This window comes from Microbacterium testaceum (genome assembly GCF_020781835.1).
Taxonomy (GTDB): domain Bacteria; phylum Actinomycetota; class Actinomycetes; order Actinomycetales; family Microbacteriaceae; genus Microbacterium; species Microbacterium testaceum_H.
The window spans coordinates 62,009-86,130 of record NZ_JAJGNJ010000003.1; the positions used below are offsets into that span (position 1 = coordinate 62,009).

A 24,122-nucleotide genomic window follows, 5' to 3' on the forward strand; every position below is an offset into this window, starting at 1 on the left:
GAATGGCATCGTCGCTCGAACTCGCCACCCTCGGACATCGCATCCGCCACCATCGCCTGGCCCGCGGCTACACGCTGGACGAGCTCGGCGCGCTCGTCGGTGTGGCCGGCAGCCAGCTGAGCCTCATCGAGAACGGCAAGCGCGAGCCCAAGCTCTCACTGCTGCAGGAGATCGCGCGGGCGACCGAGACCGAGGTCACGGAGCTGCTGTCCACCGAGCCGCCGAACCGGCGCGCTGCATTGGAGATCGAGCTCGAACGCGCCCAGTCGAGCCCCTTCTTCCGGCAGTTGGGCATCCCGCCCATCAAGGTCAGCAAGGGCACGACCGACGAGACCATCGAGGCCGTTCTGGGACTCCACCGCGAGCTGCAGCGTCGCGAGCGCGAGACCATCGCGAGCCCCGAGGAGGCACGCCGCGCGAACACCGAAATGCGTCTGCGCATGCGCGGACTCGACAACCATCTCCCCGACATCGAGAAGCTCGCCGAAAAACAGCTGAAGGCCGCCGGGCACGGAACCGGCGCGCTGACGCACCGCACCGTGAGCATCATGGCCGAGCAGCTGGGGTTCGAGCTCATCTACGTCAACGACCTGCCGCACTCGGCGCGGTCGGTGACCGACCTCGAGAACGGACGCATCTACCTGCCCCCGGCATCCATCCCCGGCGGCCACGGGCTGCGCTCCATGGCGCTGCAGGCGATGGCGCACCGGCTGCTCGGGCACCGCCCGCCCACCGACTACGCCGACTTCCTCCAGCAGCGGTTGGAGATCAACTACTACGCCGCGTGCTGCCTCATGCCCGAGACGAACTCGGTCGCCTTCCTCGCGCAGGCGAAGAAGGACCGCAACCTCGCGGTCGAGGACTTCCGCGACGCGTTCGGCGTCACCCACGAGGCCGCCGCGATGCGCATGACCAACCTGTCCACGACGCATCTGGGCATCCGGCTCCACTTCCTGCGGGTCGACGGCGACGGAGCCATCTCGCGCGTCTACGAGAACGACGACCTACCGTTGCCGTCCGACGTGACCGGGTCGGTCGAGGGGCAGATCGTGTGCAAGAAGTTCTCGGCCCGGGCCGCGTTCGACGAACGGAACCGCACCACCGAGCACTACCAGTACACCGACACCCCTGCCGGCACGTTCTGGTGCTCCACCCAGACCGGCACGACCTCGGACGGCGACTTCTCCATCACTGTCGGCGTGCCCTTCGACGACGCGCGCTGGTTCCGCGGCCGCGAGACCACCACACGCGGCATCTCGCACTGCCCCGACGAATCGTGCTGCCGGCGACCCGACTCCGAGGCGGCCGCGCGGTGGCAGGGCAAGGCGTGGCCGAGCGCGCGCGTGCACCGGCACATGTTCTCGCCCCTGCCCCGCGGCATGTTCCCCGGCGTCGATGACGCCGAGGTCTTCGCGTTCTTGGACCGGCACGCGGGCGACTGAGCCGCGGCCGCGGGTGGGGCGTGGCGGGGGCGAGCCGGGGGCTCGGGCAGCGCCGGGCGCGGCGGCGCCCGCACAACTCCTGCACGATGCGGAGGATCCTGGCATCCCGACCACCCGCGAGTACGCGACGCAGGAGTTGTGCGGAGGGGACCCCGGCCCCGCGGTGTGACTCAGTTACCCCGAACCGGCGCCGCGTCCGCGGCGTGCAGGCACAACTCCGGCGCCTCAGCCAGCCCACGCCGGTCGGGGCCGCCGCTCGACCCGATCGCAGGAGTTGTGCACGACGACAGACGGCGGATGCCACGGCCCCGACGATCCGAGGAGCCCGGAGCCCGGAGCCCGCAGCATGCCGGGCCGGCCGCACAACTCCTGCAGAACGCCGAGCTCCCCCGCCGGCGGCTCGGCAGGGGCCGAAACGCAGGAGTTGTGCGTGACGGCAAACGGCGGATGCCACGACCCCGGCACGCCCGCGAGGGGCGCCGGGGCCGTGGCATCCGGGGTCAGGCGAAGGGGTTCGCCGTCAGGGTGTACTTCGTCTGCAGGTACTCGTGGATGCCCTCGTCGCCGCCCTCGCGGCCGAGTCCGGACTGCTTCCAGCCGCCGAAGGGCGCCGCGGCGTTGGAGACCACGCCCACGTTCAGGCCCATCATCCCGGTCTCGAGGCGCTCGATCATGCGCTGCCCGCGCGCGAGCGACTCGGTGAAGACGTAGGACACGAGGCCGTACTCGGTGTCGTTGGCGATGCGCACGGCGTCGTCCTCGGTGTCGAAGGGGACGATCGCCAGCACCGGTCCGAAGATCTCCTCGCGGAGGATCTCGCTCCCCGGCCGCACGTCCGACACGACGGTCGGCTCGAAGAACGTCCCGGGCCCGTCCACGGGCGAGCCGCCGGTGGTCACGGTCGCGCCGCGCTCGACGGCATCCCCCACGAGGGTCTTGGCCTTGTCGACCGCCCGATCGTCGATGAGGGGTCCGATCTGCACGCCCTCCTCGGTGCCGCGGCCGATCTTCATGCCCTGCACCCGCTCGGTGACCCGGCGCGTGAACTCCTCGACGACCGAGCGCTGCACGATGAAGCGGTTCGCGGCGGTGCACGCCTGGCCGATGTTGCGGAACTTCGCCAGCATCGCGCCCTCGACCGCCTTGTCGAGGTCGGCGTCGTCGAACACCACGAACGGGGCGTTGCCGCCGAGTTCCATCGACGTGCGCAGGACACCGGGCGCGGCCTGCTGCAGCAGCTTCACGCCGACCGGGGTGGAGCCCGTGAACGACAGCTTCCGCAGCCGCGGGTCGGAGATGATGCGCTCGGACACCGGGCCGGTGCTCGTGGTGGTGACGACGTTGACGACACCCGCGGGCACTCCGGCGTCCTGGAGGATCTGCGCGAAGAACAGCGTCGTCAGCGGCGTGAGCGTCGCGGGCTTGATCACGACGGTGCAGCCGGCGGCGAGCGCCGGCGCGATCTTGCGCGTCGCCATCGCCAGTGGGAAGTTCCACGGGGTGATGAGGTAGCAGGGCCCGACCGGGTGCTGGGTGACGATCATGCGGCCGGTGCCCTCGGGGTTCGCGCCGTAGCGGCCCTGGGTGTGGGCGGTGACCTCGCTGAACCAGCGCAGGAACTCGCCGCCGTATCCGACCTCGCCGCGTGCCTCGGCGAGCGGCTTGCCCATCTCGAGCGTCATCAGGAGCGCGACGTCCTCCTTGCGCTCCTGCAGCAGATCGAACGCGCGACGGAGGATCTCGGCACGCTCGCGCGCCGGAGTCGCCGCCCAGGACGGGAACGCCTCGGCTGCGGCATCCATCGCCGCCACGCCGTCGGCCACCGAGGCGTCGGCGATCTCGCGGATGACCTGACCGGTGGCGGGGTCGCTGACCGCGACGGTCTTGCCCCCCTCGGCCGCGCGCCACTCGCCGTTGATCAACAGGCCGGTCGGTACGGATGCCAGCAGTTCGCTCTCGCGCGAATCGGTCATGGGTCCTCCTGGGTCGGTGCGGGTCTCCCGCTCATTCTGGTCAGCCGGCGGGTCGGTGCCGATATACGTGGTGTACAAGCGTGACGCTCGGGTCGCCGCGGGGGAGAATTCGGCCGGCAGTCCGGTCGCGTTCGGGGCGCGCGCCGGCGGCCGCAGGCATAAACGCGAATTCCGCGCAGAAACGCGTCGTCAGCGCGTTTATGCGCGCGAAGAGCGTTTATGCCGAGGTGGCCGCGGGCGGGGGCACCGCGGGCGAGGTGACCGCGGGCGAGGTGACCGCGGCCGAGGTGACCGCGGGCGGGGGCACCGCGATGGGCGCCGCCATCGCGCCGGCCAGGAAGCGGTCCAGCGCGTCCGGGGCCGACAGCGGCAGCACGTGCGCGACGTACTGGTCGGGCCGCACGACGACCACCGCCCCCTCGGCCCCGATACCGCGCTCCGCGAAGATGTCGGCGCTCGTCCAGGCCGACGGCGCAGCGGCGAACACCTTCTCGAGGTCGGTCAGGCCGAGGGGCCCCGACCGCGGGCGGAAAAGCGTCGGCACGTCGGTGACCTCGTCCCAGCGGCCGGGGTACACGACCTTCGCGTCGAACACGGCGTCGAGATCGCCCCCCTCCGGCGTGAAACGTTCGACGATCCCCCGCGCGGCCTCGGCCCAGGTGCGCAGCGCCGAGCCGCCCGCATCCGCGAAGACGTAGAGGCGCCAACGCCCATCGGCGCGCGCATGGTGGCCGAGATGCACCGGATTCCCGTCGCACACCCGGACGACCTCGACGCTCTGGAAGCGTTTCCCGACGGGGAAACCGGATGCCAGTTCCTGCGCCGCGTCGTCCCCGACGATGGCGGAGGGCCCGTACCGGGTCATGAAGCCCGACGGGAACTCGGCCGTGGCGAGGTAGTACGTGGACAGTTCGTCGGGGTCGGTGATCTCCCCGGGCTTGCGCGCCATGAGCGACGACCACTCGCGGTCGAAGTCGATCAGCTGCTGCGCGACGGGCTGTCGCTCGGCGGAGTAGGTGCGCAACAGCCCCGCGGGGGCGAGGCCGGTGAGAACATGGCCGAGCTTCCATCCCAGATTGAAGCCGTCCTGCATCGACACGTTCATCCCCTGCCCGGCCTTGGCGCTGTGCGTGTGACAGGCATCGCCGGTGAGGAAGACCCGCGGATCCTGCTCGTCGTCGTCGAACCGGTCGGTCACGCGGTGGCCCACCTCGTACACGCTGTGCCAGGCGACCTGCTTCACGTCGATCGAGTAGGGGCGGAGGATCTCGTTCGCGCGACGGATGATCTCTTCGATCGGCGTCTGCCGGACGCGATGGTCGTCGTCGGCCGCGACCTCGCCGAGGTCGATGTACATGCGACTGAGGTAGCCGCCCTCCCGCGGGATGTGCAGGATGTTGCCGGCCGCGGCGGTGATGGCGCACTTGATGCGCCAGTCGGGGAAGTCGGTCTCGACGAGCACGTCCATGACGCCCCACGCGTGCTGCGCCGCGGCACCCACGTGCGTACGCCCGATCGCCTGGCGCACGGCGCTGCGCGCGCCGTCGCACCCGGCGACGTATTTGGCGTGGATCGTCCGTTCGCCCGCGGCGTCCCGCACACGCACCTCCACGGGATACTCCCCCGTCTCGCGGACGGTGAGATCGAGGAACTCGACGCCGTAGTCGGGAACGATGCGCGCGGGCCCGTTGACGGCCGCCTCGGCGAAGTAGTCGAGCACGCGCGCCTGGTTGACGATGAGATGAGGAAACTCACTGATCTTCAGGGCGTAGTCCTCGGTACGCGTCGTGCGGACGATGCGGTCCGGCGCGTCGGGATCGGGTGCCCAGAAGTTCATCCAGCCGATGTTGTACGCCTCGGCCGTGATGCGGTCCGCGAAACCGAACGCCTGGAAGGTCTCGACGCTGCGGGGCTGGATGCCATCGGCCTGGCCCAGCACGAGCCGCCCGTCCCGCTTCTCGATGAGACGGGTCATGACCTGCGGGAACTGCGACATCTGCGCGGCCAGCAGCATGCCCGCCGGCCCCGAGCCGACGATGAGCACGTCGACCTCGTCGGGCAGGCCGACCGGCCGGTCGATGCCCGCGCCTGCGGCGGGCTGGATACGCGGGTCGCCGGACACGTACCCGTGGTGGTGGAACTGCATGGCTCTCCTGACATCGATGTCGGGTTGCACCGCCGCGCTGCGGTGTTCTATATTCGAACGCGACGTTCTCCTATCGAACGAGAGGGTATCCGCTCCATGCCCGCACGGCAAGACGCCGCCCCCGCCTCGCAGACGCTGAGCCGCGGCATCCGTCTGCTCGAAGAGCTCTCCGCCGCCCGCACTCCCCTGTCGATCGACGACCTCGCCGGACGCGTCGGCCTGCACCGCTCCGTGGCCTACCGCCTGCTGCGCACGCTCGAGGACCATGGCCTGATCTCGCGGGATGCCACCGGAGCGGTGCGCCTCGGAACGGGCCTGGCCGCTCTGGCCGCCGGAGTCGCCGCCGATCTGCAGTCGGAGGCGCTGCCCGAGCTCACCGCGGCGGCGAACGACCTCGGCATGACGTGCTTCCTCGTGGTGCTCGATCACGACGAGTGCGTGACCCTCGCGAGCGTGGAGCCGCGGCACACGGTCACCGCCGTGGCACAGCGTCCGGGGGCGCGCCATGCCGTGACCCGCGGGGCTCCCGGCCGGGCGATCCTCGCGCAACTCCCCCCACGGCGCTGGCCGAACGATGTGGACGCGCGCCTGGCAGCCGAGGTCGCCGGGACCGCCGAGCGGGGGTGGGCGACGAGTCACGACGAGGTCGTCCCGTCGCTGCACGCCGTCGCGGTGCCCCTGACAGTGCAGGGCCGCGAGCCCGCCGCGGTCGCCGCTGTCCACGTCGCGACCCATCTCGACGACGCCGCGATCGCCGCGCGCCTGGCCACGGCCGCCGACGCCATCCGCGCCGCACTCTGACGCCGATCCGCGGGCGCCCGTGCCGGTCACCGCCCGATGTCCCCCCCCCCCCGACCGGGGCGACGGGGGCGAACCCCGCGGCAGCCGATCGGGCCACCCCGTGTGGCATACTCGTGCCGTCCGGTGCGCGCCGCCGCCGCCGGTGCTCGAAAAAAGGGCACGCAGCCGCTCGACGACCCGAGCAGGCGAGACACATACGGCCTCAGCATCCGTACCGTCTCGAAAGGCCCACCGTGCCCTCTGTGTCCGCCCACGTCGCCCGTACCCTCGCCGCCCACGTCGACCATGTCTTCGGGGTGATGGGCAACGGCAACGCGTACTTCCTCGACGAGCTGGATCGCACCGCCGCGACCTTCACCGCTGTACGGCACGAAGCGGGCGGCGTGGTGGCCGCCGACGCCTACCACCGAGCGAGCGGCCGCATCGCCGCGGCGACCGCCACCTACGGGGCGGGGTTCACCAACACCCTCACCGCTCTGGCCGAGGCGGCACAGGCCCGTATCCCGCTCGTGCTCGTCGTCGGCGACGAGCCCACCTCCGGCCCGCGCCCCTGGGGCGTCGACCAGATCGCGCTCGGCTCGGCGGTGGGCGTCCGCACGTACACGGTGGGCGAGCGGGATGCCGCGGCTACGACGGCGATCGCGCTCGAGCATGCCCTGACGTACCGACGCCCGGCCATCCTCGCCATTCCCTACGACGTGGCCGCCCGCGAGGCGGGAGAGGTTCCACCTCCCACGCCGTTGACGCTCGCCGCGCACGAGGGACCGGCCGTCCCGTTCACGGCGGCAGCGCTAGACCGGGTGACCGACGCCCTCACCGGCGCCGAGCGCCCGTTCCTGCTCGCGGGGCGCGGCGCCTGGCTCGCCGACGCCGGCGCGGCCCTGGGAGCCCTGGCCGAGGCGACCGGAGCGGTCACAGCCTCCACGGCCCTCGGACGAGGAATCTTCCCCGATCAGCGCTACGACCTCGGCGTCACCGGAGGCTTCGGCGCCGAGGGGGCGATGCGCCTCGTGCGCGAGGCCGATGTGGCGGTCGTCTTCGGCGCCGGCCTCAACCAGTTCACGATGCGCTTCGGCGAGTTGTTCGACCCGCGCACGAGGGTGTTCCAGATCGACACCGCCGCCGCGGCCACCCACCCGCAGGTGGGTGGCTTCGTGCGGGCCGACGCCGCCGACGCCGCCGCCGCGATCCTGTCGCGCCTTCGCGCCCGCGGAGCGCATCCCTCGGGCTGGCGGGAGAGCGTGGATGTCGCGGCGCTGCGCGTTCGCGACACGGGCGACGGCGTCGCCGCCGACGGTCGCCTCGACCCGCGCACCGTGGCCGTGCGCATCGGCGAACTCCTCCCGGAGGACAGGGTCGTGGTGTCCGACGGCGGGCATTTCCTGGGCTGGTCGAACATGTACTGGCCGGTGACCTCACCCGACCGCGTGATGATGGTCGGGACCGCGTACCAGTCCATCGGGCTCGGATTCCCGAGCGTGCCGGGAGCCGCGGCTGCCCGGCCGGAGTCCACGATCGTGCTGACCACCGGCGACGGCGGTGGCCTCATGGCCATCGCGGACCTCGAATCAGCCGTGCGCGTCGCCGGCGGGCGCGGGCTCGCCGTGGTCTGGAACGACGCCGCGTACGGCGCGGAGGTCAACCTCTACGGCCTGAAGGGGCTGGCCCGCGAGCCCATGCTCATCCCCGAGGTCGACTTCGCCGCCGTCGCCCGGGGCTTCGGCGCCGAGGGCGTGGTCGTGCGCGACATGGCCGACCTCGACGCGCTCGCCCGCTGGACCGAGCGCGATGCGCACGAACGGCCGTTCCTCCTCCTCGATCTGCGCATCAGCGGCGATGTCATCGCCCCCTACCAGCAGGAGATCATCCGGGTGAACTCCTCCCCCACCGTCCGGCCCTGACGCAAGCCCCGCGACGCGAAGCTCCCGCGCCGTCCGACACGGTGCCGTCAGTCCAGCGGCGGCCGGCCGTCGGCGGGAGTCACCGCGATGAGGGGAACCCCCATCACGACGGCGCCTCCGGTGGCGTAGTTGGGGACATCGGCCTCCACCGCACGCCCTTCGGGTGAGGCCATCGCGGCCGCGGCGGACTCCGGCGAGGCGAAGGTCGCCTCGAACATCGCATAGTAGGGACCGCCGTGCGCATCGAGGTCGAGCGCGTAGCCCATCCCGATGACCCCGGGCAGCCGCGCGGCCAGCCGCAGGTGTGTCTCACGGTAGTACCGGGCGAAGTGCGCCCGGTCGGCGGGAGGCGGGTACAGCACGACGATCTTGTGCATCGCGGCATCCTTTCGACGGGGGCTGTCGGACCCGGGCGGGATGCCCGGACCCGACAGCACACGTGTCACGGTCAGCGGTCGGCGAACGCCGCCACGCAGTCACTGGTGGCGTCGTCGTACTCGGCGTCGGCGTAGGTCTCGAGGCCGGCCATGTACTGCTCGAGCACACCCTCGGCATCCTGGAGACCCTGCCCGGTGGCAAGCTCGATCCACTTCTCGGCACCGGTGTCGCCGACGGCGTCCTCCCAGGCCTGCGTGGCCGACTCGTCCCACGCCGTGAGATCCTCCACCGTGGGCGCGTCCAGCATCTGCTGGCACTGCCCGGCGGCGGTCTCGTTGAACGCCGCGATACCCGCACCGCTGTTGAGCTCCTCCACGACGCTGTCGAACTGCTCGCGCAGGTCGTCCGGAAGGGCGTCGTACGCGTCTTTGGACACCCACATGCCGAACGTCGAGTACTGGCCCACACCCGGGTCGCTCCAGTACGGCAGCAGCTCCATGATCTTGTAGTTCACCGGGAAGTCGATCGCACCGCCGATCGAGGAGACGACGCCGCGTTCAACGGCCTCGTAGGTCTCGGGCGCGGTGATCGCGACGATGTTGGCGCCGGCTCCGCTGAGCACCTGCTGGATGATCGGCCCGGAAGCGCGCATCTGCAACCCGGAGAACTGCGTCGCATCGGTGAGAGGCTCCCTGCTGCCGAGGAGGAAGCGCCCCACCGGCCACGTGGCGACGTGGTGCAGATTGTTGCCGTCCATGACCGCCATCGCCGGCTCGTAGCCGGTGTGCAGATCGTAGATGGACTGCATGATCGCCTGAGAGTTCTGACTGAGGAACGGGATGCTGACCATGCTGGTCGAGGGGAAGTACTGGGGGGTGTAATCGGGCACCGTGACCCCGATCTGCGCGCGCCCGTCGCGCACGCAGTCCGCGACCTCGGCGGCCTTGCAGAGAGCCTCGGTCGCGGTGCGCTCGAAGCTGATGCGCCCCTCCGTGACCTCTTCGACGCGATCGAGGAACCAGTCCTGCACCGCCGCGTTCGGCGTTCCGGCCTGCGCGCCGGTGGCGAGGGTGAAGGTCACGCTCTCGCCTTCGGCGGCGCCGCCGCCGGAGTTCTGGATACCGGCGCAACCGGACATCGCGAGCGCCGCGGCGAGACCTCCGACGAGCGCGAGGGCCCGCCGGGAGCGGCGGCTGGGGTGCTGTGAGAACATCATCGTCCTTTCTTTCGGTCCGCTCCGCCGGGAAACGGGTCGCGGGTGGGTTCAGTCTGCGCGGCGGAGGACGGCATCCCCATGGCTGCAGCCGCAGACGGCCGGGTCATCCGCGCACGTCCGGTCACCCGGCCGTCTGCGCGACGAGGGAGGGCAGCCAGAGCACGATCGCGGGGACGAAGAACAGCACCGCCGAGACGAGGATGTCCATCGACATCAGGGGCAGGACGCCGCGGAACACCGTCTCGGTCGGCACCCCCGTGGCGCCCGACACGACGAAACACGTCATGCCGACCGGCGGGGTGACCATCCCGATCGCGGTGAGCTTGACGATCATGAGGCCCAGCCAGATCCCGTTGAACCCCAGCTCCATCGCCACCGGATAGATGATCGGGATCGTGATGATCAGGACCGAGATCTCATCCAGGGCCGTGCCCAGCGGCAGGAGCAGGAGCAGCAGGAGACCGATCGTCAGCAGCGGCGGGATGGCCAGGCCCGCGATCCAGGTCGTGATCGTGTCGGGAACGTGGGCGGCGATGAGGAAGGTCGAGAAGATGCTCGAGCCCACCAGGATCATGAACACCATCGACGTGGTCTGCGCGGTGTCCAGCAGAGCGCCCTTGACGTTGCTCCACAGGGCGGATGCGCCCGAGCGGCGGAACTCCCACAGCAGGATGAGCAAGGCGACGAAGGCGGCGATGGCGGCCGACTCGGTCGACGTGAACACGCCCGAGAACATCCCGCCGAGGATGATCAGGAAGATCAGCCCCAGTCGCGCGAGCCCGCGCCAGGGAAGCGTGCGCGCGGTGAGCCCGTACGACTGACGCACCGCCCCCGTGTCGGGTGCGGCGTGCAGCGCGGCATCGACCGAGGCCGAGTGCACGGGCGCCTGCTCGGCGACGCCGCCGCGCGCAGCGGTCGCCGCGGCCGTGCGGGCCTCGACGACGACGTCGGCGAGATCGACGTCGTTCCGCACGATCTGGCGGTGGCCGAGGATGAGGATGTACGTGATGTATCCGGCCGCGGTCAGCAGGCCCGGGACGATGCCCGCCGCGAGCATCTGCGCGACCGACTCGCCGGTCATGATCGCGTAGAGCACGAGGAAGGTGCTGGGCGGGATGATGACGCCCAGGGTGCCCGCGATGGCGACGATGCCGGTGGCCAGGGCCGCCGGATAGCCGTAGGCGCGCATCTCGTTGACCGAGAGCTTGGACATGGTCGCAGCTGTGCCGATGCTCGACCCCGAGACGGCGGAGAATCCGGCGCATGCCATGACCGTGGCCACGCCGAGTCCGCCGGGGAACCGGCTGACGAAGTGATTGGCGATGGCGAACACGTGCTCGGCGATCCGTGCGCGCATGGCCAGCATGCCCATCAGGATGAACATCGGGATGATCGTCAGCGAGAAGCTCGCGGTCGCCGAGAACGGCACCGAGCCGAGCACGTTCGTCGCATACGAGGTGCCCTGCAGCACCCCGAGGCCGAGGGTGCCCGACAGACCGAGCGAAAGCGCCACGGGCATCCGCGCCATCAGCAGCAGGATGAGCAGCGCCACGACCGCGAGCACGATGATCGTCACCAGCATGGATTCACTCCCTTGTCGTTCCGGCCGCGCTCACGCGTCGACCGCGGCCTCGGCGTCCTCGCCGTAGGCCTCACGTCCTCGGATGGTGCGCACGACGTTCGCGATGGCGACGACGAGCCACAGCCCGAGTCCGATCGCGATCACCCAGCGCAGGGGCCACACCGGCCACTGGACCAGTCCGAATCGCGTCTCGTTCCGAGTGGTCGCCTGGAACGCGCGCGTGATCGACGCGTACGTCATCCAGGCCAGAAGCCCCGCGTTGAGCACCCAGACCACCACGGACACGGCCCGCGCGAGGGCGGGCCTCAGCCGGTCGGTGACGATCGACACCGCGACATGCCCGCCTTGCATGGATGTCCACGCCAGGCCCAGGAACACCGACGTGACGAGAGCCGATTCGGCGACCTCGAGCATTCCCGGCACGCTGGCGCGCGCGACGAAACGCACGATGACGTCGATGACGGTCGCGAGCATCAGCACGACGAGCGCGCCGGCGGCGATGACACCGAGCACGGCGCTCTGACGACGCAGGTACCCGTCGAAGCGCGAGGTCTTCGTCGTCGCGGAGGCGGCCACGGTCATCTCAGCGCTCGTTCCAGAACTCGAACGCGCGGGTGTGGTCGACGTTGCCGAGGGCATCGAGGGCGTCACCGAGCGCGCCGGCGACGGCATCGCACACCGGAGCCTCATGACCGGTCGCCTGCTGCACCTTCTGCGCGATGCGCACGTCCTTGGTCATCAGCGGCAGCGCGAAGCCCGAGGCGAATCGCCCGCCGACGATGTGATCGGGCAACACATGGGTCGTCACGAAGCTCTGGCCGGTGGACGCGTTCAGGATCTCGACCATCACCGCGGGATCGAGCCCGAACCGGGCTCCCGCCGTCAGGGCTTCGGTCGAGGCGGTGTACGCCGCGGCGGCGACGAAGTTGTTCAGCGCCTTCATCGCGTGCCCGGTACCGAGGCCGCCGGTGCGGAAGATCCGGGCGCTCATCGTGTCGATGACCGGGACAGCGCGCTCCGCGGCCTGCTCGTCGTCCGCACCCATCATGATCGCGAGCGTGCCGGCGATCGCACGCTCGCGCGCCCCCGAGACGGGGGCGTCGACCAGGTGCAGACCGGCAGCGGCCAGGAGCCGCCCCGTCTCGACCGTCTCGGTCGGGTCGGACGAGCTCATGTCCACGTACACGGTCCCCGGCGCGGACGGGATGCGCGGAGCACCGGCGTCGTCCACCAGCACCGAACGCACGATCGCACTCGTGGGCAGCATGAGCACGACGACGTCGCAGTCGGCGAGCTGAGCGATGTCGGCCGCCGATTCCGCCCCGATGCGTGCGGCCAGTGCGGCGGCGCGCTCGACGTCGACGTCGTGCACGAGCACTCGTTCGAAGGCTCCGGACGACGCGATGTTGGTGACCATCGGGTCGCCCATGGTCCCCAGCCCGATGAACCCGACGGTATGGACGCCGGTGGTCACCGTCTCGCCGACGACGGGACTCGTCCCTCCGCTCATGCCGGTACCCCGGCCTTCTCCGCCTCGTCGTCGATGCTGGAGGGCAGGCCCTTCTCGGCCAGCACCTCCTCGAGGGCGCGGAGTCCCTCGACCGCGGCGGGGATACCGCAGTACAGCATCGAGTGCACGATCACCTCGCGCAGCTCGAGCACGGAGACACCGTTGGCGAGCGCTCCGCGCGTGTGGATGCGCAGTTCGTGGGACTTGCCCTGGGCGATGAGCATCGCCAGGGTCACCTTGCTGCGGTCGGTGAGGGGCAGGCCGTTGCGCTGCCAGATGTCGCCGAAGCAGTACCGGGTGACGAAGTCCTGGATCTTGTCGTTGAGGTCGGTGGTGTGCTCGACCTGTCCCTCCGCCCCCTCGGGCCCGAACATGTCGCGCCGCTGGCGCAGACCGATGTCGTACAGATCGTCGCGGATCACCTGATGCTCCCTCGCATGGATTCGTGCGGGACCGGCGTCCCGTCGGACCAGTGTGGCGGGTCGGATGCCAGGGCCACATGGCCCACGGCGCAGGCGCCATGGTGTTCGGCGCACACCGCCCCGGTCCCACGCCCGCGCGGGCACGAGCGCGCATAGTCTGGATCCACGTTTCGACATCACTGCGAGGAGGCAGGCGATGGAGCATCAGGCGATGGAGCACACCGTTGCGACGGCACGCGACATGCAGAACCATCACGGCGTCAGCTTCGACGAGTGGGTCCGACTGGTCGGCAACCGCTTCGTCCCGCTCGTCCTGTCGACGATCGATCCCGACGGGTTCTCGGGGAACCTGCGCACCCGGGTCGTCGACGGCACGTGCGTCACCGACATCGCGGCATCCTCGCACCGGGTGCACCGATCGCCCGCGTCGATCCGCGACGACGATCCGCACCATCTGAAGCTCAGCATGCAGCTGACGGGCACCGGGCTGGTCATGCAGGACGGCCGCAGCGCCCACCTCGCCCCGGGAGACGTCGCCATCTACGACACGGCGCGCCCGTACACGCTCGAGTACGCCGGTCAGATGCGTTCGCTCGTGATGATGTTCCCCCACAGCATGCTCGGGCTGTCCGCCAACCTCGTGCCCACGGTCACCGCCGTGCGTCTGCGCGGCGACACCGGCATCGGGCGGGTCATCTGTCCGTTCATGCAGCACCTGGCCGAAGATCTCGACCAGCTCGAGGGAGTCAACGGCGCGCGCATCATCCGCAGCGCCTTCGACCTCATCACCGCGTTGCTCTCGGCCGAGCTGCAGACATCGACCGCACGCGAACCCTGGCGCGTCACCCTCGACGCCGTCGCGCACTACATCGACCGACACCTGGACGACCCGGGCCTGAACACCGATTCGATCGCCAGGGCGCACTTCATCTCGGCCCGCCAGCTGCAGTACCTCTTCCAGGAGGAGGGCGAGACCGTCTCGGGCTACATCCGTTCACGCCGCCTCGAACGCTGCCGCCTCGATCTGGAGGACGCCGCGCAAGCCTCGCGCTCGATCGTGCAGATCGCCCAGGCCTGGGGCTTCATCGACCCCAGCCACTTCAGCAAGCTCTTCAAATCGACCTACGGCCACGGCCCGCGCGATCATCGCCTGCGCCACCTCGACGCGGCGATCCTCGCCGGGTGATCCTTCCGACGCGGACTGTTCGCTCCACGACACGTGGCGTGCGCCACAGCCCGAGAGCCGTCGGGCTGACGCGGGTTGACTGGGCGCACGGATCTGCTCAGGGAGGATCAGATGACACAGACGCAGACGGCGACCTTGCTCGCCGAGATCACGGTCGACGAAGCGGTCGGCCGCGCGATCCCCGACGCCGCCACCGGCGAGACCATCGGCTACGCGCCGGTGCATACGGCCGACGACCTGGCGCGGGCGGTGAGCGCGGCACGCGCGGCTCAACCGGCGTGGGCGGCGCTCACCCACGCCGAGCGCTCGGCGATCCTGCACCGGGCCGCCGACGAGATCGACGCGCACGCCGAGGAGCTCGCGCAGATCATCGCCCGCGAACAGGGGAAGCCGTTGAACGGACCGGGCGCTCGCTTCGAGGCCGGGGGCTGTGCGGTGTGGATACGGCAGGCGGCCGACACGGTGCTCGAGCCCGAGGTGCTCTTCGAAGCAGAGGGCACGCGCTCCGAGCTGCACTACGCCCCGCTCGGCGTCGTCGGGGCGATCGGACCATGGAACTGGCCGGCGCTCATCGCGATCTGGCAGATCGCACCGTCGTTGCGCATGGGCAACACGGTCGTCGCCAAGCCCAGCGAGTACACGCCGCTCAGTGTGCTCGCGGTGGCGGCGCTCATGAACCGCCATCTGCCCGAGGGCGTGCTGACGGTCGTCGCCGGCGGCCGTGACGTCGGGGAGGCCATCGCGTCGCACCCCGACCTCGACAAGATCATGTTCACCGGTTCCACCGCCACCGGCCGGCGCATCATCGAGGGCTCGGCGCACAACCTGGCGCGTCTCACGCTGGAACTCGGCGGCAACGATGCGGGCATCGTGCTTCCGGGCACGGATGTCGCCGCCATCGCCCAGGGGCTGTTCTGGGGCATCTTCATCAACACCGGTCAGACGTGCGCCGCTCTCAAGCGCCTCTACGTGCACGACTCGCTGTACGAGGAGGTCGTGGCGGCGCTCGCCGAGATCGCCGAGGCGACGCCGATGGGTCCGGGCACCGACGAGGGCAGCGCGCTGGGCCCGCTGTCCACCGCGCAGCAGTTCGACATCGTCTCGCGCCTGATCGATGAGGCCAGGACACGCGGCGCACGCATCGTGACCGGCGGCGAGGCCGCTCCGGAACTCGGTCCGCACTTCTACCGCGCCACGGTCGTCGCCGACATCGACGATGACGCGGCGCTGGTCGGCGAGGAGCAGTTCGGCCCCGCCATCCCGGTGCTGCGCTACACCGACCTCGACGACGCCATCGCCCGCGCGAACGCGACCGACCAGGGGCTCGGCGCTTCGGTATGGGGCTCGGACGTCGACGAAGCCGTCGCGGTGGCCGAGCGCCTGCACGCCGGCACCGTGTGGATCAATCAGCACGGCACGCTCAACCCGCTCGTCCCGTTCGGCGGCGTGAAGGGGTCGGGGTACGGCATGGAGTTCGGGAAGGAAGGCCTGAAGGCCGTCGCCGCCCCCAAGGTCATCACCCGGTGAACAGGGCCGCGGCACGACGCATCGGCACGCCGGGTGGGAGGTGTTCCACCCGGCGCGCCGATGACGATCTCCGCGGCCCCGCGGCGGCGGGAGGCTCAGGACCTGGACACCCCGTAGATCGGCGACACCGCCTGCTCGGCTTCGTTGTCGGGTCCGAGCGGGATGCCACGCCGGTCGCGCAGCAACAGCGTCGCGATGAGCCCGAGCACAGCCATGCCCACGAGGTAGAACGCGACGGACCACGTGGTGCCGGTGGCCTGCACGAGCGCCGTGGCGATCGTCGGCGCGAACGCCCCGCCCAGGATCGCGCCGATCGCGTACGAGATCGACACCCCCGAGAAGCGCACCGAAGCCGGGAACAGCTCGGCGTAGAGCGCCGCCTGAGGTCCGTAGGTGAAGCCGAGACCCACGGTGAGGATCAGAAGACCGAGGAACAGCAGACCGATCGAGCCCGTGTTCACGAGCGGGAACAGCGTGACGGCACCGATCGCCAGCGCGATCCAGCCGATGATGTAGGTCGTGCGTCGGCCGATGATGTCGCTCAGCCAGCCCGAGATCCAGGTGAAGGCGAGCCATCCCACCGAGGCTCCCGTGACCGCCCACAGCACGGGACCGCGGTCGAGTCCGAGGGGGCCCGCGGGGTTGGTCGCGTAGTTCTGGATGTAGCCGCCCGTCGACATGTATCCGGCCGCGTTGTTGCCGGCGAACACGAACGCCGCGATGATCACGAGCGCCCAGTGCTTGCGGAACAGCTGCACGATGGGGGTCTTCGTCTCCTCGCGACGCTCGGCCAGTTCCACGAAGACCGGGCTCTCTTCGACGCGCTTGCGGATGTAGTACCCGACGAAGATCAGGACGACGCTGAACAGGAACGGCACGCGCCACCCCCACTCGAGGAAGGCGTCCCCGGGCGCGATGAGCGCCATGACGGCCATCATCCCGGATGCCAGCAGGAGGCCGATCGGCACGCCGATCTGCGGCGAGGCGCCGAAGAGCCCGCGCTTGTTCTTCGGGGCGTGCTCGACGGCCATGAGCACCGCACCACCCCACTCGCCACCGGCGGAGATGCCCTGCAGGATGCGGAGGAAGATCAGCAGGACCGGAGCGGCCACACCGATGGCCGCATAGGTGGGGAGAAGACCGACGAGCGTGGTCGACACGCCCATGAGGATCAGCGTGATCATGAGCACTACCCGGCGTCCGTACTTGTCGCCGAAGTGTCCCGCGAGGAAGGCGCCGAGCGGCCGGAACAGGAAGCTCAGTCCCACCGTCAGGAACGACAGGATCAACGCGATCCCCGGACCGGCGGGCTCGAAGAAGATCGCGGCGAAGACGAGTCCCGCCGCCTGGGCGTAGATGAAGAAGTCGTACCACTCGACGGTCGTGCCGACGACGGTGGCGAAGACGACCCGCCTCCGATCGGCCGCGGTGGAGATGGTACCGGTGGGCGTGAAGCCGCCCGCTGTGGGTGAGGTGGGAGAACTCATCATTGGGTGTCCTTTTTCGACGTCACTGTCAGGTGGCCGGTTGAACCGCCGTCGCCGATCATATACGATTTCAGATACGACGCAACGAACGAAGGAGTTCCATGAGCACGACGGACGTCGCAGATCCGCGATTCGCCGCCTTGCCCGCCCGACCGGGGAAGATCATCGCGGTGCACCTGAGCTATCCCTCACGTGCCGACCAGCGTGGCCGGCGACCCGCCCACCCCTCGTACTTCTTCAAGCCCTCCAGCTCGCTCGCGGCGTCCGGATCGACGATCGAGCGGCCCGCGGGCACCGAGCTGCTCGCCTTCGAGGGCGAGGTCGCCCTCGTCATCGGCGCAACCGCCCGGCGCATCTCGGCCGACGCCGCCTGGGGCCATGTGGCTGCGGTCACGGCGGCCAACGACTTCGGCGTCTACGACCTGCGCGCGAACGACAAAGGCTCGAACGTGCGATCCAAGGGGCGGGACGGGTACACCCCGCTGGGCCCCCGGCTCATCCCCGCGGCCACCGTCGCTCCGACGGGATTGCGTGTACGCACGTGGGTGGACGGCACGCTCGCCCAGGACGACACGACGCAGGACCTCCTGTTCCCCCTGACGCAGATCATCGCCGACCTCTCTCAACACCTGACGCTCGAGCCCGGCGACGTCATCCTCACGGGCACGCCCGCGGGATCCAGCGTCGTGCTGCCGGGCGCCGTGGTGGAGGTCGAGGTCGATGCGCCCGGCGTGCCCGGCACGCCGAGCTCGGGACGCCTCGTCACGACCGTGGTGCAGGGCGACGTCGCGTTCGACGACACGCTCGGGTCCCTTCCCGCCGTCGACGACCACCAGCGTGCTGAGGCGTGGGGCTCGCGCGAGAGCGCGGGCCTCGCCGCCGCCCCCGCGCCTTTCCGGCTGACCGACGACCTGCGCGCGAAGCTCGCGAGGGTCCCCGTCGCGGCCCTGTCGGGGCAGTTGCGCAAACGCGGATTGAACGACGTCTCGATCGACGGCGTGACCGCGATGCGCCCGGGCACCACGCTCGTCGGCCTGGCCCGGACGCTGCGTTTCGTGCCCCATCGCGAAGATCTCTTCGCCTCGCACGGTGGGGGGTACAACGCGCAGAAGCGCGCGTTCGACAGCGTCGGCGAGGGAGAGGTCATCGTGATCGAGGCGCGTGGCGAGTCGGGGTCGGGCACGCTCGGCGACATCCTGGCGTTGCGTGCGAAGGCGCGCGGCGCCGCCGGCATCGTGACCGACGGGGGTGTGCGCGACTACGACGCCGTCGCGGCCGTCGACCTGCCCGTCTTCTCGCGCGGGCCCCACCCGGCGGTGCTCGGCCGTCGCCACGTGCCATGGGAAACCGATGTGACGATCGGATGCGGCGGAACCACCGTCCAGCCGGGCGACGTCCTCGTGGGCGACGGCGACGGTGTCATCGTCATCCCGCCCGCTCTCGTCGAGGAGGTCGTCGACGCAGCCCTGGCTCAGGAGGAGGAGGACGCGTGGATCGCGGAGCAGGTGGCGGCGGGGCACCCCGTGGACGGCCTCTTCCCGATGAACGCCCAATGGCGCGCCCGGTACGAGCAGGAGCGCTCGTGAGCACCTCGGACGTCGCGCTCAGCAAATCGCAGCAGGCGTACCACTGGATCAAGGAGCGCATCGCCCGTCAGGAGTTCACCCCGGGCTACCGACTCGTGCTCGGCTCCCTCGCCGGCGAGCTCGACATGAGCGTGGTGCCCGTGCGCGAGGCGATCCGCCAGCTCGAGGCCGAGGGGCTCGTGACCTTCGAGCGCAACGTCGGAGCGCGGGTGTCGATGGTCGACGACTCGCAGTACCGGCACAGCATGCAGGCCCTCAGCATCCTCGAGGGTGCCGCCACCGCACTGTCGGCCCGCGCGCTGACCGCCGACGACGTGAAGCGCGCCCGCACGATCAACGAGCGCATGATCGAGACGCTCGACCACTTCGACCCGCGCGCCTTCACCGCCTTGAACCAGGAGTTCCACGCGACCCTGTTCGAGCGCTGCGCGAACCCGCGCATGCTCGAGCTCGTGCAGGCCGAGTGGGCCCGGCTCGGCCATCTCCGTGACTCGACCTTCAGCTTCGTGCCCGGTCGCGCCGCCGAGAGCGTGCGCGAGCACGAGAACATCCTCCGACTGATCGAATCCTCGGCGCCTCTCGGCGAGATCGAGAAGGTCTCGCGCCGCCACCGCGCCGCGACCCTCGACGCCTACCTCATCCACGAACACCCCGACGAGGTCCTCGGCCTCCCGGCGGTCTGACACAGGAGAAGCATTCCCATGAGCGACACGCAGACCGCGACGCGGCGCACCCCGGCCGACCTGCCCGAGCGCATCCGGCACTACATCGACGGCGCCTTCGTCGACTCCGCCGACGGCGACACCTTCGATGTCCTCGACCCGGTCACGAACGAGACCTACCTGACCGCCGCCGCCGGCAAGAAGGCCGACATCGACCGTGCGGTCGCGGCCGCGCGGAAGGCCTTCACCGAGGGACCCTGGCCGCGCATGCTCCCCCGCGAGCGCTCCCGCGTCCTGCACCGTATCGCCGACATCGTCGAGTCGCGCGATGCCCGGCTGGCGGAGTTGGAGTCGTTCGACTCGGGGCTGCCGATCACCCAGGCGCTGGGGCAGGCCCGCCGCGCCGCGGAGAACTTCCGCTTCTTCGCCGACCTGATCGTCGCCCAGACCGATGACGCGTTCAAGGTGCCGGGCCGACAGCTCAACTACGTCAACCGCAAGCCGATCGGCGTCGCGGGCCTGATCACGCCGTGGAACACGCCCTTCATGCTCGAGTCGTGGAAGCTCGCCCCCGCCCTGGCGACAGGCAACACGGTCGTGCTCAAGCCCGCCGAGTTCACCCCGCTGTCGGCGTCGCTGTGGGCGGGCATCTTCGAGGAGGCGGGGCTCCCCGAGGGAGTGTTCAACCTCGTCAACGGCCTCGGCGAGGACGCGGGCGACGCCCTGGTGAAGCACCCCGATGTGCCGCTCATCTCCTTCACCGGCGAGAGCTCGACGGGGCAGCTCATCTTCGCCAACGCCGCTCCCTTCCTCAAGGGCCTGTCGATGGAACTGGGTGGAAAGAGTCCGGCCATCGTCTTCGCGGACGCCGATCTGGATGCCGCGATCGACGCGACGATCTTCGGAGTCTTCTCCCTCAACGGCGAGCGCTGCACGGCGGGAAGCCGCATCCTCGTCGAGCGCTCCGTGTACGACGACTTCGTCGAGCGCTACGCCGCCCAGGCCGGGCGCGTGAAGGTCGGGTACCCCGACGATCCCGAGACCGAGGTCGGAGCACTCGTGCATCCCGAGCACTACGCGAAGGTCATGTCGTACGTCGAACTCGGCAAGACCGAGGGACGCCTGGTCGCCGGCGGTGGCCGCCCCGAGGGCTTCGACGAGGGCAACTTCGTCCAGCCGACGGTCTTCGCCGATGTCGCCCCCGACGCGCGCATCTTCCAGGAGGAGATTTTCGGCCCCGTCGTCGCCATCACGCCCTTCGACACGGAAGAAGAGGCCCTGGCCCTGGCGAACCACACCAAGTACGGCCTCGCGGCCTACGTGTGGACGAACGACCTGAAGCGCGCCCACACGTTCGCGCAGAACGTCGACGCCGGCATGGTGTGGCTGAACTCCAACAACGTTCGGGACCTGCGCACCCCGTTCGGCGGCGTGAAGGCCTCGGGCCTCGGGCACGAGGGCGGCTACCGCTCGATCGACTTCTACACCGACCAACAGGCCGTGCACATCACCCTCGGCCCGTCCCACAACCCGACCTTCGGCAAAGGAGCCTGAGATGACCGACCGCAGCCAGATGACCCGCACCTCCTCGGGCTTCTTCGTCTCCGCCGAGGCGCCGATCCGCACCGACAACCCCATCCCGACCCCCTCCTCCCCCGCGCCTGACATCCTGCGCTGCGCCTACATGGAGCTCATGGTCACCGACCTTGCGGCATCCCGGGAGTTTTACGTCGACGTGCTGGGTCTGTACGTCACCGAGGAGGACGGCGACGCCATCTACCTGCGTTCGACCGAGGAGTTCATCCACCACAACCTGGTGCTGCGTCAGGGGCCGGTCGCCGCCGTCGCCGCGTTCTCGTACCGCGTGCGCAGCGCCGAGGACCTCGACAAGGCGGTCGCCTTCTACTCCGAGCTCGGATGCCGTGTCGAGCGGCGCCCCGGCGGCTTCACCAAGGGCATCGGCGACTCGGTGCGCGTGGAGGACCCGCTCGGGTTCCCGTACGAGTTCTTCTTCGACACCCAGCACGTCGAGCGCCTGTCGTGGCGCTACGACTTGCACACCCCCGGGGAGCTCGTACGCCTGGACCACTTCAACCAGGTCACGCCCGACGTTCCGCGCGCGGTGAACTTCATGCAGTCGCTCGGCTTCCGCGTCACCGAGGACATCCAGGATGACGAGGGCACGGTGTACGCCGCATGGATGCGCCGAAAGCCCACCGTGCACGACACCGCCATGACCGGCGGCGACGGTCCGCGCATGCACCACGTCGCCTTCGCCACGCACGAGAAGCACAACATCCTCGCCATCTGCGACAAGCTGGGCGCCCTCCGACGATCGGATGCCATCGAGCGGGGCCCCGGTCGCCACGGCGTCTCGAACGCGTTCTACCTGTACCTGCGCGACCCCGACGGCCACCGCGTCGAGATCTACACGCAGGACTACTACACCGGCGACCCGGACAACCCCGTCGTCACGTGGGACGTCCACGACAATCAGCGACGTGATTGGTGGGGTAACGCGGTCGTACCGTCCTGGTACACCGAGGCCTCGCTCGTGCTCGACCTCGACGGCAACCCGCAGCCCGTGCGGACCCGCACCGATGCGAGCGAGATGGCCGTGACGATCGGCGCCGACGGCTTCAGCTACACCCGCGCCCCGGAGGACTCCGCCGAGTTCAAGCTCGGCAACCAGTTGTAAGGAGAGGAACACGTGCTCACCGAGGACCAGATCGACGCGATCGCGGCCGAGCTCGCCGAGGCCGACCGCACGCACTCGGTCATCCCCCGCATCACCGCGCGGTTCCCGGATGCCACGGTCGACGATTCATACGCCATTCAGGGCCGCTGGCGCGACCGGCAGATCGCGGCGGGCCGCACCCTCGTCGGCCGCAAGATCGGGCTCACCTCGAAGGCGATGCAACAGGCCACGGGCATCACCGAGCCGGACTACGGCGTGATGTTCGACGACACGGTGTACCGCTCGGGCGACGACATCCCCGTCGAGCACTTCTCCAACGTCCGCATCGAGGTCGAGCTCGCGTTCGTAATGAAGCAGTCCCTCGAGGGGCCGGACTGCACGCTCGAGGATGCCCTGGCCGCGATCGACTACGCCGTACCCGCGCTCGAGGTGCTGAACTCCCACATCGAGCTGGAGGGTCGCACGATCGTCGACACGATCTCCGACAACGCCGCCTACGGCGCCATAGTCCTCGGCGAGGTCCGCAAGCGCCCCGACGAGATCGACCTGCGCTGGGTGCCCGGCGTGCTCTCGCGCAACGGCGAGATCGAGGAGACCGGTGTCGCCGCCGGCGTTCTCGGCCACCCCGCGACCGGGGTCGCCTGGCTCGCGAACAAGTTCGCCCAGCACGATGCCCGGCTCGAGGCGGGCGAGATCATCCTGGCCGGTTCGTTCACTCGGCCGATGTGGGTGTCGCGCGGCGATAGCGTGCTGTGCGAGTACGGACCGATGGGGGAGATCGCATGCCGTTTCATCTGAGCCCCACCTTCCGCGAGCGCCTCGCCGGGTCGTCCCGTCCTCTCGCCGGGATCTGGGTGTGCACGGCCAGCCCGCTCGTGGCGGAGATCGTCGCCGGTTCCGGCACCGACTGGATCCTCGTCGACATGGAGCACTCGCCCAACGGCCTCACCTCCGTTCTCGGGCAGCTGCAGGCCATCGCCTCCTCCCCCGCGACACCGGTGGTGCGCGTGCCCATCGGCGATCCCGTGACCCTCAAGCAGGTGCTCGACCTCGGCGCGCAGAACATCCTCGTGCCGATGGTGTCCTCGGCCGATCAGGCGCGTGACCTCGTCTCGGCGGTGCGCTATCCGCCGCGGGGCGTGCGGGGCGTGGGCTCGGCGCTCGCGCGGTCGGCGCGGTGGAACCGCGTCGAGGACTATCTCGCCCGCGCCGACGAGCACGTCTCGCTCTTCGTGCAGGTCGAGACGATCGAGGGGATCGACGCCGCGGGCGACATCGCGGCCGTCAACGGCATCGACGGTGTCTTCGTCGGGCCGAGCGACCTGGCGGCATCCATGGGTCTTCTCGGTCAGCAGACGCACCCCGACGTCGTCGGCGCCGGCCTGCGGGCGTTCGCGGCGGTGCGCGCGGCCGGGAAGCCGGTCGGCGTGAACGCCTTCGACCCCGACGCGGCACAGGCCTACCTGGATGCCGGGGCGTCCTTCCTCCTCGTCGGGGCCGATGTCGCGCTCCTCGCCCGCGGCTCCGAGGCCCTCGCGGCCCGCTGGTCGTCGGCCGACGACGACCGGCCACGCGCCAGTTACTGAGCCTCCCCGGCGGCCGCGT

The 24,122-nt window shown here is 70.2% G+C and carries 20 protein-coding genes; 11 read left to right on the forward strand and 9 right to left on the reverse strand.

All coding sequences use genetic code 11. The features are described 5' to 3' along the window. Positions 1–2 precede the first annotated feature (2 nt). The gene (locus LL239_RS05145) at positions 3–1,442 is read left to right on the forward strand and encodes an XRE family transcriptional regulator (protein ID WP_228162387.1); all 1,440 of its coding nucleotides are present in this window, start codon (positions 3–5) and stop codon (positions 1,440–1,442) included. Positions 1,443–1,942: 500 nt separating this feature from the next. Here LL239_RS05145 and LL239_RS05150 read toward each other — a convergent pair whose 3' ends face one another. Both LL239_RS05150 and LL239_RS05155 read right to left on the reverse strand, forming a co-directional pair. Continuing rightward, positions 1,943–3,415: an NAD-dependent succinate-semialdehyde dehydrogenase gene (locus LL239_RS05150; RefSeq protein WP_228162388.1), complete on the reverse strand. Its 1,473-nt coding sequence runs from the start codon at positions 3,413–3,415 to the stop codon at positions 1,943–1,945. Positions 3,416–3,632: 217 nt separating this feature from the next. Continuing rightward, positions 3,633–5,561 (reverse strand): FAD-dependent monooxygenase, encoded by a 1,929-nt coding sequence (locus LL239_RS05155; protein WP_228162389.1) that lies wholly within the window; start codon positions 5,559–5,561, stop codon positions 3,633–3,635. A 96-nt stretch (positions 5,562–5,657) separates the two neighbouring features. Between LL239_RS05155 and LL239_RS05160 the strand changes: the two genes are divergently transcribed. Both LL239_RS05160 and LL239_RS05165 read left to right on the forward strand, forming a co-directional pair. Further along, the gene (locus tag LL239_RS05160) at positions 5,658–6,362 is read left to right on the forward strand and encodes an IclR family transcriptional regulator (protein WP_228162390.1); all 705 of its coding nucleotides are present in this window, start codon (positions 5,658–5,660) and stop codon (positions 6,360–6,362) included. A gap of 233 nt (positions 6,363–6,595) precedes the next feature. Then, positions 6,596–8,263: a thiamine pyrophosphate-binding protein gene (locus LL239_RS05165; RefSeq protein WP_228162391.1), complete on the forward strand. Its 1,668-nt coding sequence runs from the start codon at positions 6,596–6,598 to the stop codon at positions 8,261–8,263. 47 nt (positions 8,264–8,310) lie between these two features. Here the strand turns inward: LL239_RS05165 and LL239_RS05170 are convergent, their stop codons facing one another. The 6 genes from LL239_RS05170 to LL239_RS05195 all read right to left on the reverse strand — a co-directional run bounded on the left by LL239_RS05170 (position 8,311) and on the right by LL239_RS05195 (position 13,371). Continuing rightward, positions 8,311–8,640 (reverse strand): EthD family reductase, encoded by a 330-nt coding sequence (locus LL239_RS05170; RefSeq protein ID WP_228162392.1) that lies wholly within the window; start codon positions 8,638–8,640, stop codon positions 8,311–8,313. Between the two features lie 71 nt (positions 8,641–8,711). Beyond that, the gene (locus tag LL239_RS05175) at positions 8,712–9,857 is read right to left on the reverse strand and encodes a TRAP transporter substrate-binding protein (protein ID WP_228162393.1); all 1,146 of its coding nucleotides are present in this window, start codon (positions 9,855–9,857) and stop codon (positions 8,712–8,714) included. 121 nt (positions 9,858–9,978) lie between these two features. Beyond that, positions 9,979–11,439, reverse strand: a complete 1,461-nt coding sequence (locus LL239_RS05180) for a TRAP transporter large permease (RefSeq protein WP_228162394.1) — start codon at positions 11,437–11,439, stop codon at positions 9,979–9,981. Positions 11,440–11,469: 30 nt separating this feature from the next. Beyond that, positions 11,470–12,021, reverse strand: a complete 552-nt coding sequence (locus LL239_RS05185) for a TRAP transporter small permease (RefSeq protein ID WP_228162395.1) — start codon at positions 12,019–12,021, stop codon at positions 11,470–11,472. A 1-nt stretch (position 12,022) separates the two neighbouring features. Beyond that, complete coding sequence (locus LL239_RS05190) at positions 12,023–12,949, reverse strand: NAD(P)-dependent oxidoreductase (protein WP_228162396.1); 927 nt, start codon at positions 12,947–12,949, stop codon at positions 12,023–12,025. After that, the gene (locus tag LL239_RS05195; protein WP_228162397.1) at positions 12,946–13,371 is read right to left on the reverse strand and encodes a carboxymuconolactone decarboxylase family protein; all 426 of its coding nucleotides are present in this window, start codon (positions 13,369–13,371) and stop codon (positions 12,946–12,948) included. Before LL239_RS05195 ends, LL239_RS05190 begins: the two co-directional genes overlap by 4 nt. 211 nt (positions 13,372–13,582) lie before the next feature. Between LL239_RS05195 and LL239_RS05200 the strand changes: the two genes are divergently transcribed. Both LL239_RS05200 and LL239_RS05205 read left to right on the forward strand, forming a co-directional pair. After that, positions 13,583–14,557, forward strand: coding sequence for an AraC-like ligand-binding domain-containing protein (locus LL239_RS05200; RefSeq protein WP_228162398.1), 975 nt, complete (start codon positions 13,583–13,585; stop codon positions 14,555–14,557). A 111-nt stretch (positions 14,558–14,668) separates the two neighbouring features. Continuing rightward, complete coding sequence (locus LL239_RS05205; protein ID WP_228162399.1) at positions 14,669–16,084, forward strand: aldehyde dehydrogenase family protein; 1,416 nt, start codon at positions 14,669–14,671, stop codon at positions 16,082–16,084. Positions 16,085–16,179: 95 nt separating this feature from the next. Here the strand turns inward: LL239_RS05205 and LL239_RS05210 are convergent, their stop codons facing one another. Next, positions 16,180–17,571 carry an MFS transporter gene (locus LL239_RS05210; RefSeq protein WP_228162400.1) on the reverse strand — a complete coding sequence of 464 codons (1,392 nt, stop codon included), beginning with the start codon at positions 17,569–17,571 and terminating at the stop codon, positions 16,180–16,182. A 101-nt stretch (positions 17,572–17,672) separates the two neighbouring features. On the opposite strand from LL239_RS05210, the gene LL239_RS05215 reads away from it, so the two are divergent. Genes LL239_RS05215 through LL239_RS05240 form a run of 6 tightly spaced genes read left to right on the forward strand, consistent with a single transcriptional unit; the run spans position 17,673 to position 24,103 of the window. Further along, positions 17,673–19,157 carry a fumarylacetoacetate hydrolase family protein gene (locus LL239_RS05215; protein WP_228162401.1) on the forward strand — a complete coding sequence of 495 codons (1,485 nt, stop codon included), beginning with the start codon at positions 17,673–17,675 and terminating at the stop codon, positions 19,155–19,157. Next, complete coding sequence (locus LL239_RS05220) at positions 19,154–19,840, forward strand: GntR family transcriptional regulator (protein ID WP_228162402.1); 687 nt, start codon at positions 19,154–19,156, stop codon at positions 19,838–19,840. Before LL239_RS05215 ends, LL239_RS05220 begins: the two co-directional genes overlap by 4 nt. An 18-nt stretch (positions 19,841–19,858) precedes the next feature. Then, on the forward strand, positions 19,859–21,373 hold the full coding sequence (gene hpaE / locus LL239_RS05225) for a 5-carboxymethyl-2-hydroxymuconate semialdehyde dehydrogenase (RefSeq protein ID WP_228162403.1): 1,515 nt from the start codon (positions 19,859–19,861) through the stop codon (positions 21,371–21,373). A 1-nt stretch (position 21,374) separates the two neighbouring features. Continuing rightward, positions 21,375–22,517, forward strand: coding sequence for a 3,4-dihydroxyphenylacetate 2,3-dioxygenase (gene hpaD, locus LL239_RS05230; protein ID WP_228162404.1), 1,143 nt, complete (start codon positions 21,375–21,377; stop codon positions 22,515–22,517). Positions 22,518–22,529: 12 nt separating this feature from the next. Next, positions 22,530–23,315 (forward strand): 2-keto-4-pentenoate hydratase, encoded by a 786-nt coding sequence (locus LL239_RS05235; protein ID WP_228162405.1) that lies wholly within the window; start codon positions 22,530–22,532, stop codon positions 23,313–23,315. Beyond that, a complete protein-coding gene (locus LL239_RS05240) occupies positions 23,300–24,103 on the forward strand; it encodes an HpcH/HpaI aldolase family protein (RefSeq protein WP_228162406.1) in 804 nt (267 codons plus the stop codon). The genes LL239_RS05235 and LL239_RS05240 overlap by 16 nt, the downstream gene beginning before the upstream one ends. Positions 24,104–24,122 lie beyond the last annotated feature (19 nt).

Coding starts and splice junctions, on each gene's coding strand:
- LL239_RS05145 (WP_228162387.1), top strand. CDS start 3: ATGGCATCGTCGCTCGAACTCGCCACCCTCGGACATCGCATCCGCCAC.
- LL239_RS05150 (WP_228162388.1), bottom strand. CDS start 3,415: ATGACCGATTCGCGCGAGAGCGAACTGCTGGCATCCGTACCGACCGGC.
- LL239_RS05155 (WP_228162389.1), bottom strand. CDS start 5,561: ATGCAGTTCCACCACCACGGGTACGTGTCCGGCGACCCGCGTATCCAG.
- LL239_RS05160 (WP_228162390.1), top strand. CDS start 5,658: ATGCCCGCACGGCAAGACGCCGCCCCCGCCTCGCAGACGCTGAGCCGC.
- LL239_RS05170 (WP_228162392.1), bottom strand. CDS start 8,640: ATGCACAAGATCGTCGTGCTGTACCCGCCTCCCGCCGACCGGGCGCAC.
- LL239_RS05175 (WP_228162393.1), bottom strand. CDS start 9,857: ATGATGTTCTCACAGCACCCCAGCCGCCGCTCCCGGCGGGCCCTCGCG.
- LL239_RS05180 (WP_228162394.1), bottom strand. CDS start 11,439: ATGCTGGTGACGATCATCGTGCTCGCGGTCGTGGCGCTGCTCATCCTG.
- LL239_RS05185 (WP_228162395.1), bottom strand. CDS start 12,021: ATGACCGTGGCCGCCTCCGCGACGACGAAGACCTCGCGCTTCGACGGG.
- LL239_RS05190 (WP_228162396.1), bottom strand. CDS start 12,949: ATGAGCGGAGGGACGAGTCCCGTCGTCGGCGAGACGGTGACCACCGGC.
- LL239_RS05200 (WP_228162398.1), top strand. CDS start 13,583: ATGGAGCACACCGTTGCGACGGCACGCGACATGCAGAACCATCACGGC.
- LL239_RS05205 (WP_228162399.1), top strand. CDS start 14,669: ATGACACAGACGCAGACGGCGACCTTGCTCGCCGAGATCACGGTCGAC.
- LL239_RS05210 (WP_228162400.1), bottom strand. CDS start 17,571: ATGAGTTCTCCCACCTCACCCACAGCGGGCGGCTTCACGCCCACCGGT.
- LL239_RS05215 (WP_228162401.1), top strand. CDS start 17,673: ATGAGCACGACGGACGTCGCAGATCCGCGATTCGCCGCCTTGCCCGCC.
- hpaE (WP_228162403.1), top strand. CDS start 19,859: ATGAGCGACACGCAGACCGCGACGCGGCGCACCCCGGCCGACCTGCCC.
- hpaD (WP_228162404.1), top strand. CDS start 21,375: ATGACCGACCGCAGCCAGATGACCCGCACCTCCTCGGGCTTCTTCGTC.
- LL239_RS05240 (WP_228162406.1), top strand. CDS start 23,300: ATGCCGTTTCATCTGAGCCCCACCTTCCGCGAGCGCCTCGCCGGGTCG.